Annotated in this window: 17 protein-coding genes; 12 read left to right on the plus strand and 5 right to left on the minus strand. The window is 30.7% G+C overall.

Going from position 1 to position 15,702, the window contains the following annotated elements:
* Nucleotides 1-9: 9 nt before the first annotated feature.
* The gene (gene ftsH, locus AC6EJB_RS01865; protein WP_498492034.1) at nucleotides 10-1,737 is read right to left on the minus strand and encodes an ATP-dependent zinc metalloprotease FtsH; all 1,728 of its coding nucleotides are present in this window, start codon (nucleotides 1,735-1,737) and stop codon (nucleotides 10-12) included.
* A 173-nt stretch (nucleotides 1,738-1,910) separates the two neighbouring features.
* On the opposite strand from ftsH, the gene rpmF reads away from it, so the two are divergent.
* Complete coding sequence (gene rpmF, locus AC6EJB_RS01870) at nucleotides 1,911-2,090, plus strand: 50S ribosomal protein L32 (protein ID WP_498492035.1); 180 nt, start codon at nucleotides 1,911-1,913, stop codon at nucleotides 2,088-2,090.
* Nucleotides 2,091-2,095: 5 nt separating this feature from the next.
* On the opposite strand, the gene AC6EJB_RS01875 is transcribed toward rpmF, so the two are convergent.
* Nucleotides 2,096-2,425: a DUF565 domain-containing protein gene (locus tag AC6EJB_RS01875; protein ID WP_498492036.1), complete on the minus strand. Its 330-nt coding sequence runs from the start codon at nucleotides 2,423-2,425 to the stop codon at nucleotides 2,096-2,098.
* A 4-nt stretch (nucleotides 2,426-2,429) separates the two neighbouring features.
* Nucleotides 2,430-3,176 (minus strand): HAD-IA family hydrolase, encoded by a 747-nt coding sequence (locus AC6EJB_RS01880; RefSeq protein WP_498492037.1) that lies wholly within the window; start codon nucleotides 3,174-3,176, stop codon nucleotides 2,430-2,432.
* A 60-nt stretch (nucleotides 3,177-3,236) separates the two neighbouring features.
* Here AC6EJB_RS01880 and recJ point away from each other — a divergent pair, with 60 nt between their 5' ends.
* Entirely contained in the window at nucleotides 3,237-5,126 is a 1,890-nt protein-coding gene (recJ, locus tag AC6EJB_RS01885; RefSeq protein ID WP_498492038.1) for a single-stranded-DNA-specific exonuclease RecJ, read from the plus strand.
* 4 nt (nucleotides 5,127-5,130) lie between these two features.
* Here the strand turns inward: recJ and psb30 are convergent, their stop codons facing one another.
* Nucleotides 5,131-5,214 (minus strand): photosystem II reaction center protein Ycf12/Psb30, encoded by an 84-nt coding sequence (gene psb30, locus AC6EJB_RS01890; RefSeq protein ID WP_071813363.1) that lies wholly within the window; start codon nucleotides 5,212-5,214, stop codon nucleotides 5,131-5,133.
* Nucleotides 5,215-5,509: 295 nt separating this feature from the next.
* On the opposite strand from psb30, the gene AC6EJB_RS01895 reads away from it, so the two are divergent.
* From AC6EJB_RS01895 to fmt, 9 genes are all read left to right on the plus strand, one after another.
* Nucleotides 5,510-5,869 (plus strand): TMEM165/GDT1 family protein, encoded by a 360-nt coding sequence (locus tag AC6EJB_RS01895; protein WP_498492039.1) that lies wholly within the window; start codon nucleotides 5,510-5,512, stop codon nucleotides 5,867-5,869.
* Nucleotides 5,870-5,873: 4 nt separating this feature from the next.
* A complete protein-coding gene (locus AC6EJB_RS01900; RefSeq protein WP_498492040.1) occupies nucleotides 5,874-6,164 on the plus strand; it encodes a TMEM165/GDT1 family protein in 291 nt (96 codons plus the stop codon).
* A 74-nt stretch (nucleotides 6,165-6,238) separates the two neighbouring features.
* Nucleotides 6,239-8,545 (plus strand): RNB domain-containing ribonuclease, encoded by a 2,307-nt coding sequence (locus AC6EJB_RS01905; protein WP_498492041.1) that lies wholly within the window; start codon nucleotides 6,239-6,241, stop codon nucleotides 8,543-8,545.
* A gap of 4 nt (nucleotides 8,546-8,549) precedes the next feature.
* Nucleotides 8,550-9,158, plus strand: a complete 609-nt coding sequence (locus AC6EJB_RS01910; RefSeq protein WP_498492042.1) for a flavin prenyltransferase UbiX — start codon at nucleotides 8,550-8,552, stop codon at nucleotides 9,156-9,158.
* Nucleotides 9,155-9,709 carry a hypothetical protein gene (locus AC6EJB_RS01915; protein ID WP_498492043.1) on the plus strand — a complete coding sequence of 185 codons (555 nt, stop codon included), beginning with the start codon at nucleotides 9,155-9,157 and terminating at the stop codon, nucleotides 9,707-9,709. Before AC6EJB_RS01910 ends, AC6EJB_RS01915 begins: the two co-directional genes overlap by 4 nt.
* Nucleotides 9,710-9,778: 69 nt before the next feature.
* Nucleotides 9,779-10,234 (plus strand): DUF2996 domain-containing protein, encoded by a 456-nt coding sequence (locus AC6EJB_RS01920; RefSeq protein ID WP_498492044.1) that lies wholly within the window; start codon nucleotides 9,779-9,781, stop codon nucleotides 10,232-10,234.
* A gap of 139 nt (nucleotides 10,235-10,373) precedes the next feature.
* Nucleotides 10,374-11,807 carry a TldD/PmbA family protein gene (locus AC6EJB_RS01925; protein WP_498492948.1) on the plus strand — a complete coding sequence of 478 codons (1,434 nt, stop codon included), beginning with the start codon at nucleotides 10,374-10,376 and terminating at the stop codon, nucleotides 11,805-11,807.
* Between the two features lies 1 nt (nucleotide 11,808).
* Nucleotides 11,809-13,194, plus strand: coding sequence for a TldD/PmbA family protein (locus AC6EJB_RS01930; protein WP_498492045.1), 1,386 nt, complete (start codon nucleotides 11,809-11,811; stop codon nucleotides 13,192-13,194).
* On the plus strand, nucleotides 13,191-14,204 hold the full coding sequence (fmt, locus tag AC6EJB_RS01935; RefSeq protein WP_498492046.1) for a methionyl-tRNA formyltransferase: 1,014 nt from the start codon (nucleotides 13,191-13,193) through the stop codon (nucleotides 14,202-14,204). The genes AC6EJB_RS01930 and fmt overlap by 4 nt, the downstream gene beginning before the upstream one ends.
* On the opposite strand, the gene AC6EJB_RS01940 is transcribed toward fmt, so the two are convergent.
* Entirely contained in the window at nucleotides 14,201-14,917 is a 717-nt protein-coding gene (locus AC6EJB_RS01940; RefSeq protein WP_498492047.1) for a TerC family protein, read from the minus strand. The two genes, fmt and AC6EJB_RS01940, sit on opposite strands and share 4 nt — an antisense overlap.
* Before the next feature lie 85 nt (nucleotides 14,918-15,002).
* Here AC6EJB_RS01940 and AC6EJB_RS01945 point away from each other — a divergent pair, with 85 nt between their 5' ends.
* Nucleotides 15,003-15,683, plus strand: coding sequence for a hypothetical protein (locus AC6EJB_RS01945; RefSeq protein ID WP_498492048.1), 681 nt, complete (start codon nucleotides 15,003-15,005; stop codon nucleotides 15,681-15,683).
* The last annotated feature ends 19 nt before the right edge of the window (nucleotides 15,684-15,702 follow it).

Below are 15,702 nucleotides of genomic sequence, written 5' to 3' on the forward strand. Positions count from 1 at the left end.
ATAGATTTATTAATTATTAGATATGAAAGAATTAAGTTTTTGACTAACATATTCAGAATCAAGTATTTCCTTATCTATTAGCTCATCAACTAATATATCCATTAAATTGACTTTATCGATTATTAAATTAATAGCATGATTAAGAGCTTTGTTGGCAATTAAAATTATTTGCTTATCAATTTCTTTACTGGTTTTCTGAGAATATTCTTTTCTATTTTGCATTATATCGCGCCCTAAAAATATAGAATTATTTTCAGAATCATAAGCAATAGGTCCAAGATCAGAGAAGCCAAATCTTGTAACCATTTGATTAGCCCAAAAATAAACATCCTCAAGATCTTTTCTTGATCCTTGAGTAACTTCATTTGAGCCAAAAACAATTGTTTCTGCTGCTCTAGGACCAAGGGCGATAACTATTTTGCTATATATGTAGCTTCGGGTAATCAAACCACTATCCATGTTTTCTTCATTAGGTGTGAAATAAGTCATACCTGAAATATCTCCTAAAGACCTAAATAATGAAATTTTTTCTAGCTTGTCTTGAGAAGGAATTAGCAAGGCTACTAATGTTTTACCAATAATCTGATAAGCAATTTGCTTTTTTTTTGTACTATCTGTCAGTGGTTTAGAAATCAATCCGAAACGTGCTTTTTCTAGAGCCTGATCAATTTCAATAGTACTGATTTTTGTTTTTTTATTTCTAGCAGAAAGGATGGCTGCTTCATTTAGAAGATTTTGTAAATCAGCGCCTGAAAAACCAGGTGTTTTTGTTGCAAATTCCTTAAGGTTTACTGAATCGGTTAAAGGCTTTGTTCTTGCATGGACTGACAAAATCTTAAGCCTAGCTTTTTTATCTGGGAGTGAAATGTCTATTCTACGATCAAATCTTCCGGGTCTAGTAAGGGCTTGATCAAGAATATCGGGCCTATTGGTGGCAGCTATAACAATTACTCCATTATTAGAGGCGAATCCATCCATCTCGGTTAAGAGTTGATTTAATGTCTGTTCTCTTTCATCATTACCGCCACCAATTCCAGCTCCTCTTTGGCGACCAATTGAATCTATTTCATCAATAAAAACTATGCAGGGAGACTTTGATTTTGCATTTTTAAATAGATCTCTAACTCTTCCAGCACCAACACCAACAAACATTTCTACAAATTCTGAAGCTGAAATACTAAAGAATGGAACATTTGCCTCACCTGCAATTGCACGTGCAAGTAAGGTTTTGCCTGTTCCAGGAGGACCAACCAATAAAACACCTTTTGGGGTTTTTGCACCAAGGTCAATCAAAACTTGAGGGTTCTTTAAAAAGGTAACAATTTCTCTTAATTCTTCTGAAGCTTCATTTAATCCAGCAACATCATCGAAAGTTACTTGACTCATTTCATCTTCATTTTGTTGTGATGTTCTACTCGAAAAACTTTGCATGTTGTTCAGCAGCTTTGATGATCTCCTAATTAAAAATGAAAGTGACAAAACAAATATTAAGGCGAGTCCTAGGCCAGAAATAAAATTTGCTAAACGCTGTTCTGATCGTATATCTCTAACTGAAAGAGGTATATTATATTCTTCTGATATTCTTAGAATTTTTTGATCGTTATAAAAGATTGGAATTATTTTCTTCTTTCCATTATAAAATTCAACGATGACCTCTCTTCTGGTTGGAATTAAAATAATAGAAATAATTTCCCCAGTTTCAATATCCTTTAGAAGTTGACTATAACTTTTACTCATTTGATAATTAATTCAACAAAATCAAAAGAATTTATAAATAAACTATAGTCATAATGTCTACTAACTTGAGTTTATATAGAAAAAGAAACAAGAAATTTTCTATTCCTAAATGGGTTTTTGTTAAATCGGAGCATGACGTTATAAAATAAAAAATTAATAAATGATACGAAAAGATGGCTGTACCCAAGAAAAAGACCTCTAAAGGAAAGAGAAATCAAAGGCATTCCATTTGGAAAGGAAAAGCTGCTATCGCAGCTGAAAAAGCTTTGTCAATAGGTAAATCTGTATTAACTGGAAGAGCCCAAGGATTTGTGTATCCTATGGATGAGACCTCAGAAGAGGAATCTGAATGAATTTATTAAGATCCAAGCTTAAAAGCTTCTAGTATGAGTGCATAGGTTGAACCTATTCTAAAATTATTTATAGCAATAAATAATATTGAAAGTTTTCCTGAGTTAGTTAATATTAAAGAACGAATAGTTAATTCCATTATGACTAATATTGATATAGAAAGAAAAATTGTATTTACAGATTTATCCAACAAATAAGAGATTAAGCTATTGGTAAAATAAAAACCAGAAAAAACTGATATTAATAATATGCTTCTTTTAGACCATGAGTCAGAGATAAGGGGCTTTAATATTACTAACGAGCTGTCAATAAATTCTCTAAATTTAGTTTTCTGCATATTATTAATTAAGAATTTTTGTAAGATAAGTAAAATCTACATGATTGCTAATTAATGGTTTGCCATAAATTAAATTAGATTTATTGTTTCCATTCCCAAGACTATCAACACAAGCATTTGCCTTTTTGGATATTTTTTGTGGGTTAGAGTTCCATGGTGACAATGTTAACAGGCAATTTATATTTGCCGCAATAGCCGCATCAACGCCAATTACAGAGTCTTCAATGGCCATACAATTTGAATTGGGCGTATTGCTTAACTTTACTGCTAGCTTATATGCATCTGGATAGGGTTTGTGTTTTTTTACATCCTCATAACTAATTATTCGAGAAAAGAATTTACAATGCGATTCTAATGATGTATGTAAAATAGCTTCCACAGAATCTCTTCCACTTGTAGTAACAATAAATTGTTCAACATTAAAATTTTCTAATTCCTCTATAAGCCTTATTACTCCATCTCTAACTTTGATATTACCTGACTGAATTAATCTCTTGTAATGAAAACGCTTTCTAGATTGTATATTACTGCAAATTTTATTTGAGATTTGACTCTTGATTTCATCGCGATAAAAAAGAATTCTTTTTAAGCCACCTGAAATTTTTAACAATTCCAAATATTTATTTTCATTCCAGAACCAGTCCAAGCCAAAATCCTTAAAAGCTAAATTAAATGCGACTCTATGCCCACTAAGTTCTGTATCGGCTATAGTTCCATCAACATCCCAAAAAACTGCTGATAATTTATTCATGTTGATGAGTAAAAACTTAAATATAATTTATATAACTATAGAATCTTATAGGTAAAGCAATTGACAATAGATAATAATAAAATCAAAAGATGGATTTTACCAAAACCACTAAATAAAAGTGAACTACATAATTGCTTAATAAACTTCACATTACAGAAAGTCTTGTTAAGGAGAGGAATAAATATTGATTGTGAATTGGATTCTTTTTTGATACCTAATGAACTTCCAGATCCTGTAGACCATTTTAATGATTTAACCAAAGCATCTAATAGAATAATTGATGCTTGTAAGAATAATAGGAAGATAGCTATATGTGGTGATTATGATGCTGATGGAATCACTAGCACTGTACTTTTAGTTGAGTTGTTTTCTAAGTTAGGTGCAAATGCGATACCATATATCCCCTCCAGACAGGACGATGGATATGGATTAAATGTAGATATGGTAAATCATATTGCTAGAAATGATATTAAGCTTATAATCACCGTAGATAATGGGATTTCGGCTCTCACAGCTATTAAAAGATCAAATGAACTTGGTATAGATCTAATAATTACTGACCATCACAAAATTACTAATAAAACTATAGAAGTTTTTGCATTAATACATCCTGAAAAAGCCCCATTTGATTCCCCATATAAATATCTTGCTGGTGTCGGTATTGCATATATGTTGGCAAGAAATATATGTAATAAATTAAATTATAATATAAATAATACCACTGCTAATGTCCTATTTTGCATAGGAACAGTTGCCGATATGGCACCTCTTATTGGTGCTAATAGAATTTGGCTCAAAGAAAATTTACCCAAATTTAAAACTACACAAAATATAGGCATAAAAAATATATTAAAAAAGCTAGAACTTGAGGATACTGATATTTCTACTGATGATATTGGATATAAAATAGCTCCAATAATTAATGCTATTGGTAGAATAGGTGAGCCCAAGTTAATAATTGATCTTCTAACGAATCATAATATTTGTTCTGTAGATAAACTTACAAACGAATGTTTTTTATTGAATAAACAAAGAAAAATAATTACCGCTTTAATTGAAAAAGAAGCTAATGATTTGGCCATTTATGAATATGCAAAAAACTATAAGTTTATAATTCTCGTTAAAAGAGAATGGCATCCAGGCGTTATTGGAATTGTTGCGGCTCGAATTGTTGATAAATATAATTTACCTACTGCCATACTTTCAATAGCAAAGGATGGTCTATTCAGAGGTTCCATAAGATCTAACAAATTCTTAAAAGTTAATTTAGCTTTAGACGAATGTAGCGATTTACTTATTGCACATGGTGGTCATTCGGATGCTGCAGGATTTACAATTAGGGAAGAAAATATTCCAAAATTTAAGGAAAGATTAAATGCAATTGCTCAAAGACAATTTGTTAACCTGAATCTAAGTAAGTCAATAAAGCCAGATGCGCGTATATATCTTAGAGACATTAATTTTGATTTCTATAATCAATTAGTATTATTAGGGCCATTTGGGATCAAAAACGAAGAACCAATTTTTTGGGCTAGAAAATGCAGAATATTAGAGCTTTATAAGATGAAAGGAAACCATATAAAAATGACTTTAGATGATGGCACTGGAATGATAAGTGCTATAAAGTGGAACTTTATTCTTGATCTTAAGGTAAATGATTTAATAGATATTGCATTTTACATACAGATTAATAAATGGAAAAAAACTAATAAATTAATATTAAATATTATTGATATTAGATTTTATAAAGAAGAAATTGAATTGAAATTACATACTAGGACCTATAAATGTAAAATATCAGAAAATAATAATGTAATAATCACAAATGATAAAGGTACAAGTATATCTTCAAATCTATCAACTGTTTCTAGTTATAAAAATATGAAAAACAAAGTATTTGCTAAGAAGATTCTATCATTTGCCGAAATTGCCCTTGGTAGAGCAACTTAGCCCTTTAAACGCCTCTTCTATAAAAAATTAATGCAATTATCGCAGGACCAGCAAGAAAGACTGCTACTAGAGGCAATAGGTTTCCCATGTAATAAAAAAAATCTTTTTATATTGTACTAAATGGTTTGACAATGTTTCCCAATAATTAAAAATTTTTTATTTTTGTTCTTATTTAGGGCTATTCAATTTTTAGAGATAGGCCAAATTTTCAAAATCAACAGAAAGAAATGCCAAGTTAGCCTGCTAAGTTTTGAGATTTTGTATATATATTAATTATTCTTTTAGCGATTTTTGTCATAACTTGATTAATTAGTGGTTTACTATATATGATAAAAATGTTGTATAAACATAATTCTAAAGATAAAGTCTCTCTCTAGGAAGTAATGGGTCAGCCTAATTCAAATTCTAAATTAAATAATAGTGAGCAAAAGGATTCTACTACTTTTTTCAATATATTAATTACTTCTTTTAGTACCATTTTTCTTGCCGAGTTAGGAGACAAAACTCAGCTTGCAACCTTGATGCTTTCTGCTCAGTCCGGTAGACCATTAATAATCTTTATCGGTGCAGCTATCGCCCTTATTTCTACAAGCCTGCTTGGAGTTCTAATAGGTCAGTGGATAGCCAATAATTTGCCAAGGCAGCGTTTCACGGTGGTTTCTGGAATTATTATGTTAAGTTTAGGAATATACTTAGTAACAACTGGTTTTATTGACTTTATTCAAAATCGGATATTGAATTAATTTAATGCTTCTTACACTTCTTTTCTCAACTTTTTTTGCTGTTTTTCTAGCTGAGATGGGTGATAAGACCCAATTAACTACAATAACTTTAAGTAGCACTACCAACAAACCACTTGCGGTATTTATTGGTTCGTCAATAGCTTTAATCCTAGCCACATTGCTAGGAGCTTTAGCTGGCGGATCTATAGCCAACCTAATTCCAGCATTTTTACTTAAATTGCTTTCTGGAATAGTATTCTTAATAATAGGAATTAACCTACTTACACAAATTAATGATGATACTACTAGTGCTTAGACTTAACTAAATATTTAGACTTTATATTAAGAGTCTAAATCCAAAAGAAAACAAATTAATTTACCACTGGTCTTATGACAAAAGTTTTAAAGATACTTGAAAATTTAGATGAGGAGAAAGCATTAGAACTTGTTAAACTTGAGAAATCCTTGAGACTTACGAAAAAACTTGATAGAGATAATTTAAGCATAGCTATAAATGCTCTTACAAAAATTGGAATTATAAAAAATATTGGTGATGATAAACTTATAATTAATAATGAAGTTGACTTTATTCAAGGTAAAGTCCGATGTAGCAGTAAAGGATATTGCTTTGTAGTTAGGGAAGATAAAGGAGAAGATATTTACATACGAGAAAATAATCTAAATAATGCTTGGCATGGAGATTTTGTTATTGTATTAATCACTAAACCAGCGCTTAAAAGAAGAGCTCCGGAAGGAACTATACAATGTGTTTTAAAAAGAAACAATGATATATTGCTAGCCAAAGTTGAAGTGGACAAATCAACAGATAAATTGAGGGCATATCCCTTAGATGACAGAATAACAGCAGTAATTGAAGTAGATAGTAAGGTTAATAAGACTTTCAATCAAAAAAATAATGATTTTATTTATGAAATTCAAATAACTAAATATCCTATTGCTCAATATAATGCAAAAGGAATAATAATTCGTGAATTATCTGTAAACAACGGCGTTGAAGGTGATATAGAACTATTACTTTCCAAAAATAATATTATCAAAAATAATAATGTTCCTAAAATTAATCCAAAAAAAATATCACTTAAAGGTAGAGAAGATCTAACTTCTCAAGATGTATTGTTATTTAAAAGTTGGGAATGTTCAAACGCTCCTTCTCTTCCTGCATTATTTGCATCCCCCCATGAAGGTGGTCATAGATTATGGATTCATTCACCTACAGTTTCTGAAAGATTGGTTTTAGACGGTAAGTTAGATAATTATCTTAAGGAAAAAGGAGAAGTTATTTGTTTAGGAAATAACTGGCTTGAATTCTTAAATGAATCTCTTGCTTCAGCAGCTAAATTCAAAATTAATGAAGAATGCGAGTCGATTTCATTAATGATTGACATCGATAGCAAGGGAGAAATTACGGACTGGAAATTTTCTCTTAGTTTAATTAAACCTGTAAATGAAATTACTCAAAAACATCTTCAAACAATTAACAAGAGAAAATCAACATCAAAATCCATTCCTATTGCTCTTAAATCAGTAAAAAATAACCTTGAAGTTATATATAGTATTATTCACATATCAAAAATTATTAATCAGAGTGATAATGGTGCTATAAAATTAGATCAATATATTCCTAATTTAGAAAGAATTAAGGAATATCAAAAGGCTTTTCCCAGCAGAGATTTCTATGGTTGGACGAATTCTTTTGATACTAACGATCCACAATCAATAATTGATGTTTTTGTTAGATTAGCTAATAATACTCTTGCAAAACATTTAGTAGGCTACAAATTGCCATTTGTATACAAGGAACATGATGAAATTGATCCACTTTCTATTAATGAAATTACAAAATCTGCACTTAGTTTAAATAATAATATTGATGTTAGCATTGATGGGTCACTGACAACAAAAGAGTTAATTAATTCGTTCGAATCAAGTACAGAAAAGAAAATTATTCATAAATTAGTTAAACATATAATACCAGGTATACATCTGAAGCTTTTCAAAGATAATGAACATCTTAATTATGATCATTTAAACCAAAAGTTACTTACTAGAAACATAGAGGCTCCATGGTGTTGTCCATCACTTAATTATTGGAATATATTTAATCAATTTATGATTAGTTCACTTTTAAATGATGGCAAAAACAAACTATCTAGTCGTAGTAAAGTATCAATAGATTTAGGTAAAAATGATTCTTGGAATCTCTTAGAGTGGGAATTATTTTCATCCAAGACAAAAGACCTTATTGATTTATATTCAAATCCTAAACTAATTCAACATCTTAATGAAATTAGAAAAAATACAAAATCATTCAGGAATAATATTATTTCGATAGCTCAATGTAGAGAAGCCCAAAAAATAGTTGGAAAGGAGGTACCAGCAATTATTACTGGCGTTCAAAGTTATGGTTTTTTTGCTGAAATTGACGAGATAACAGCAGAGGGATTGGTTCATGTAAGTACGCTTGGAGACGATTGGTACGAATATAGATCAAGACAAAATCTATTAATAGGTCGTAAAAATAAAAAAACATATCAACTCGCACAAAGTGTAAATGTTAGAGTTTTAAAAGTTGACATATTAAAAAACCAAATAGACTTAGAACTTGCAAAAAAAGATGATATCGAGCAAATAAAACATAATGAAAACATTAATGAGGACAAAACGTATAAGGATTAAAAAAATGAAAAGTTTTGTTATTGCTATTACAGGTGCTTCAGCGATGCAACTGGGTGAGAGATCTATTCAGTTATTGCTAGAAAACAATAAGAATGTGGATTTAATATTAAGCAAAGGTGCATATGAAGTAGCTAAAAGTGAGCGTAATATTCATATACCTGTTGAGTCACATTCCCAAGCTGATTTTTGGAGAAACAGACTTTCAGTGGAATCTGGGACATTGACATGTTATCGATGGAATGATCATTCAGCACCGATAGCAAGCGGAAGTCATAAAACAACTGGAATGGTCATAGTCCCATGCTCAATGGGAACACTTGGGCGTATAGCTTCTGGTTTTTCATTAGATTTAATTGAAAGATGCGCTGATGTTCATTTAAAGGAAAATAGGCCACTAGTTATTTGTCCTAGAGAATCACCATTCAATTTAATTCATATTGAAAATATAAAACGTGTTGCTACAGCAGGGGCTTTAATTGTTCCTCCAATACCAGCCTGGTATACAAACCCTAAAACTATTGAGGACATCATTGATTTTATAGTAGTAAGAATTTTTGATTCGCTTGGCGAGGATTTAGATAATATAGAACGATGGGCGGGTCCAAATAAATGAAAGTTAATTCTCAATTGAAAAGCATACCAATATTAACAATTTTAATCTTAGTAATGCTTTTAAGCATTAATAATCAAAGGGAAAAAACCAAATTAAAAATACTTATATGGGATACACCCTCGTTATCCCTTGGGACATACCTTGCAATCTCAACTGGATCAGGATTTCTACTATCATGTTTTATTACTGGAGGTCTTATACAAGTTAATAAGTCGAAAACTATAAATAAAATAAAATATAAAGTTGAGAATCAAGATAATAAATATAGTGAATATTCAGAAGTGAACAATTTTAGTCAATATGATAATACACTTATAGAAAGAGATATTAAAGATCCCTCTCCTACATTAAATGCAAACTTTAGGGTGATTGGTAAAATAAGTAGAAAATCTGTTTCCCATAACAACAATGAAAGAGATAACTTCTATTCATCAGACTCCTCAAATGAATCGAATGATAAATACTATGAAAATGAAATAACTTATGAAAAGGAATCTAATTCAGAGAAAACATTAAATGACTGGTTTGATTACAATCATTTAGATTGGTAAGATTTTTCGCAAAATATTTTTATTCTATAATAAATTAACAACTTGGAATTGTTTTGCTAATATAAGTATATGTCAAATTCATCTCCCTCAAACGAATTTAATGCCGAGCCTAAGGTCTCAAAAATAGATAAACCAGATACTCCAAAAAAACAAGTAAAGCCTCCCAAAATAGAAGATAAACCATTTGAAGAATTTATTACTAATTATTTTATTCCAGGATTGAAAGAATCTATTTTAAATAAAGGAACTAATGTCGTTGAAATTAAATTAATAAAAGGAACTAGACCAGTTGTAGGAGGTCTATGCTGGATGGTGTTTTGCGAATTATCTGAAGATAGAAAATTTTGGCTTTGCTTTAATAATGAAAAAATTACTTCTGAGAAAACTATATTATTAGCAGAATCAGATAGTCTACCAAGTATAGTAGAATCATTTCTAATTGATGAAAAAAAGACAACTTTACCTTTACTAATATCACGAGTTCTTCAAAGATTAAACGGCCAAAAGTGGATCGGACCTAATTAGATATGTTATTATTATATTTATTTACTTTAAATTATTACTAATATTTTATGTAATTACAATAAATTTAAGAACTTTATATATTAATACGCACTACCGGCAATAAAATGGCATAATAAAAAAAAAAAAATTGACTAATTCCTTGTTAACTAAACGGAACGACAAATTTCTTTTTCATATTTTTGATGATACATTAAAACCACAAATTGAGGAATTACTATCACTTGGGAAATCTGCAGGAGCAGACCTTGTTGAAATCTTTTTAGAAAAATCGGACAATATTTCTGTACTGGCGGAACAAGATGATATTTCAAATGTAAGTCCTTCATTTGGTATTGGAGCTGGAATTAGAGTTTTCTTAGGGACAAAGGATGGCTTTGTAAGTACTAATGACTTGTCCAAGCAAGGTCTACTATTCGCTCTATCACAAGCATTAAGGATGTTAGGCCTTGAAATTGGAACTGGTAATCACAGATATTTTGATGGTCTATGCAAACTCAAAGATTTTGGAATTAATAAAAATAATTGGCTCAAGAAATCACCAGATCTTAATGAATCAACTTTAAAATTATTAGAATCTACAAAATTGCTTGCAAGCAAGAATAGTAATCTACAAGTGAGGAGGGCGAGTTATTCAAGAAATTGGCAGGAAGTTCTCGTTGCAGCAACTGATGGGGTTTTTGCTAGAGATATTCGTTTACATCAAACAGTAGGAATTAATGTAATAGCTACCAAGGATAAAAATCGATCAACATCAGCTAGACGATATGGAAGTTCAGGTAATCCAAATGATCTACGCAACTGGAACATTGAAGAGAGCGCTACAGAATTAAACGAAAGTGCTCAAAAAATGCTTAACGCGGAATATGTTCAAGCAGGGCAAATGCCAGTTGTTTTAGCAAATAAATTTGGAGGTGTAATATTCCATGAAGCATGTGGTCATCTTCTTGAAACCACTCAATTAGAGCGGGGAACATCACCTTTTCATGACAAAATCAATCAGCAAATTGCTCATAATTCAGTAAGTGCTGTTGATGAAGGAATATCAAACTACGCTTTTGGCTCACTATCAATGGATGACGAGGGAATGGAACCACAAAATACTCTCTTAATTGAGGATGGTATTTTAAAAAAATTTATTTCTGATAGGGCAGGTTCATTAAGAACTGGTCATCCAAGAACGGGTAGTGGAAGGAGACAAAATTTCTCTTATGCTGCGGCAAGTCGAATGAGAAATACATACATTAAACAAGGCTCTTATTCACCAGAGAATTTAATTGAAAGCATAGATAATGGTCTTTACTGCAAATCTATGGGTGGAGGAAGTGTTGGGCCAACCGGTCAATTTAACTTCTCCGTTGAGGAGGGATACTTAATCAAGAATGGAAAACTTGATAAACCAGTTAAAGGTGCAACATTAATAGGTGAAGCTAAGGAAATACTACCAAGAATATCTATGTGTGCGAATGATTTAGATCTTGCTGCTGGTTTTTGTGGATCAGTAAGCGGAAGTGTAAACGTTACTGTTGGTCAACCCCATATAAAAGTTGATTCAATAACCGTGGGAGGCAGATAAAATGAACAATAAAGATATCAATAACAATCTAGGTGAATTAAATTCAACATTATTAACAGAACTTTTAATCAAATACAGCAAAGAGACGGATATATCACAATGGGATATGGGTGCTTCATCAAGTAGAGATTTATCGGTCCAAGTTCAAAATGGAAAGGCTAAGCAATTAAAGGGTTCTCAACGGAACTCAATGACACTAAGAGTATGGAATAATAATAAAGTTGGGATAACGAGTACCTCCGATTTGACGAACGAAGGTATTAAAAAAGCAATGTATGGAGCTATTGATGCTAGTTTTTTTGGCAATGAAAATGAATCACCAGAGTTTTCCTCATTAGCAAAGAGTCCTATCCAGGAAATAAGTTCAAAAATATCTAAAGAGCATGATATTGATGAACTACTTACAATGCTTAAAGATGCTGAAAATAAATTATTAGCTTCACACTCTTCAATTGATTCTGTTCCATACAATGGTTTGAACCAAACTTATATGGAAAGGTTATATATCAATAGCGATGGTGCTAATAGATATATGAAACTATCTCAGTCTTCGATTTATCTTTATGCAAAAGCGCAGCTTGAAAATAAAAAACCTAGGAGTGCTGGGAGTATCAGAGTTAATTCTGAATTAGACAAACTTAACATTAAATCCTGCATAAAAGAAACATCTAGCAAGTTAATTAGTCATCTTAATTATAAAGCTATAGAAACTAATAAATATTTGATTTGTTTCACCCCAGAAGCCTTTCTTCAATTAATAAATGCATTTAGTTCAATGTTTAATGCTCGTTCAATAATAGACGGCTTAAGTTTAATGAATGAAGAATCAATAGGTAAACAAATAGCTGTCAAGAGTATAAACATAAGTGACGAAGGTTTACACCCTAAAAATGTTGGTGCCTTTAGTTTTGATGGTGAAGGTACACCAACCCAAAATATTGATTTGATCAAATCTGGTGTTTTGAAGAATTTACTACATTCAGAGGCCACAGCAAGAAAGTTTGGTGTAAAACCTACTGGTCATGCAGGATTAGGGGCTAAAGTGTCAGTATCTCCAGATTGGTTGGTTATTACTAAATCAGACGATGAAGGTGATAAAGATAAGTCTCTGAGTGTTAAGGAAACTAAAACTGAATATATTTTAATAGATGAATTAACAGCTCTTCATTCAGGGGTAAAAGCCAGTCAAGGTTCATTTTCATTGCCTTTTGATGGGTGGATAGTCAATGAAGGTAAAAAAACATCAATTGAGGCTGCCACTGTTGCTGGAGATATTTTAAAAGTTCTAAATAGTATTGTAAAAATTGAGGATGAACAAATTGTGACTCATCAAGGTATGAGTCCTTATATTTGGGTTGAGAATATGTCAATTACAGGTGAAGCGTGAAAATTGTTTTTTGGGGAACGCCAAAATATGCAGCAGAAAATTTAACATCAATATTCGAAGCTGGTTATGAAGTTATTGCTGTAATAACTCAACCTGATCGAAAAAGAAATAGAGGTAAGCAATTATCTCCATCACCAGTAAAAGAAGTTGCTTTAGATTTCGGTATTCCTGTATTTACGACAGAATCAATAAAAAATGATCAAAAAACTCAAAATATACTTTTGAATTTAAATGCCGATGTTTATGTAGTAGTTGCTTTTGGACAAATTCTTCCAAAAAAGATATTAGATCAGCCTAGTCTTGGCTGTTGGAATAGTCATGCATCATTATTACCATCCTGGCGAGGTGCCGCACCAATTCAATGGAGTATTATTAACGATGATGCAAAAACTGGAATTTGCATTATTGCAATGGAAGAAGGTTTAGATACTGGACCAGTAATAGAAATGGAATCAACAGTTATTAATGACAATGATAATCTTGAAACACTTAGCAAAAGATTATCGCTGATATCTTCAAAACTTTTAGTTAAAGCTTTAGATAATATAAAGTTAACTAGTGGATTAGGGAAAAAGGAAAGACTAGAAGTATTGAATGCAATTGATCAATCAAAACTTGGAAGTGGAAGTATAAGTTATGCTAGACAACTAGAAAAGGAAGACTATTTAATTGATTGGAATCAAAAAGCGATAAAAATATCAAAAAGAATAAAAGCACTTTATCCAAATGCATATACATTTTACAATGGAAAAAGAATTAAAATTTTTGATTCAGAGATAATTTCGACTATCCACGAATCATCAGAACTAAATAATTTATTGACTAAACCTATTAATGATTCATTACCTGGCAAAGTGATTATGATAAATAAAAAATATGGAATAGCAATAATGACAAAAGACAAACCAATTTTAATAAAGTCTTGTCAATTGGAGGGCAAAAATAAAACAGATGGATACACATTGTCGAATCAAACTAATATTGACATTAATAATATTTTAGGAAATTAAATATCTTCAGTAACATTGTCTTTACTTGAGAATCCCCAAAGGAAAAGAAATAACATAATAATAAAAAATAAATATTCTGGTATCACAATATCATAAAAGATTAATGAAATAATTAATTTTATACCTATTATAGCTACTGCTATATATCCTGCTTTCTCTAAGTTAATATATATCTCAAGCCATTTAATGAATAATCCAGAAGTAAAACGTAATGCTATCACACCAATAATTGCCCCCGTTATAACTAAAAGGAATTGATCGCTTATAGCGACTGCAGCTGTAATACTATCAATTGAAAATGCTAAATCAGTTATTGACAAAAGCAAAATAACATTTAACAATGATTTTGTAGAATCAACTCTAATATTGTTTTTAGTAGATTCATTATTGTTAGTGCCAATTAACTTTGAAATAGATAATGAAATCAAATAAATACCGCCAATAAGTTTTACTGGCCAAAATTTTAAAACATATTGTGCAGATAGTATTACAATTATTCTTAATAAAAGTGCTATGAGAATTCCTATATCTAGAGCTTTTTTTTGTAAATTTATATTGTTTAAGGTTTTTGTTATTGAAGCAAGCGCCACAGCATTATCAGCTGAAAGAACAAGCTCTAGTGACACGATGACGGGCAAAAGAGGTGCAAGTTCTACCCATCTATCGATACCATCTAGTAAAGGAGTTATGGATCTTAGTGATGCTGAATCCATTAAATTTCGATAAAAGAACTTTTTTTAATCGCTGTTTGGTATATGTTAACTCTAATTATTATAATTAGCGTTAGAGCAAAAGGTTATGAGAATTGAATCAAAGCTTTGCCATCTATCTGAAAACAAAGCTATTGTTCAAGTTAATGGATGGTTGAATGACAAAAATATTGGAAGCTCACTTGGAGAAGGTACATCAGTTGAAATAGCAGAGGATAGAGCAATTTCAAGATTGAACAAGAGACTTGGTTTTAAAAATGAAAATGAATCAAATTTAGGGCTAAATAACGATAATATAATTAAAGATAAGATTAAAGTTGAGCTACCAAAAAGTCAAAATTTCGATTCTAAAATCATAACTACTGAACCGAAAGATTGGAGTAACGAGTTAATTTCAATAGATTCACAAATTAAGCGTTTAAATTGGTCTAGAGAGGATGAAAAAATATTTCTAGAGGATAATTTTGGTTATAATCATAGAAATAAAATCACCAAATACAATGAGCTATTACATTATTTAGAACTGTTGAAGAAACAAGAAAATATTAATCAGGAGACACTAAAAACAATAGATAAACCTGCTTTGATCGAAGAATCTAATATTATCCTTAATGAATTATCATGGGATCACAAAAAAGGTAGTGAATATTTAAAGAAGGAATTTAATGTATATTCTAGAAAAGAACTTGATGATAAGCAGTTATTATCATTTGTTAACAAGCTTAGATCAATAAGAAATAATCGTCATCAATCTGCTATTTCACAATGACTAACCCAATGTTATAGTA

It is taken from the genome of Prochlorococcus sp. G4PB17 (assembly GCF_059772445.1).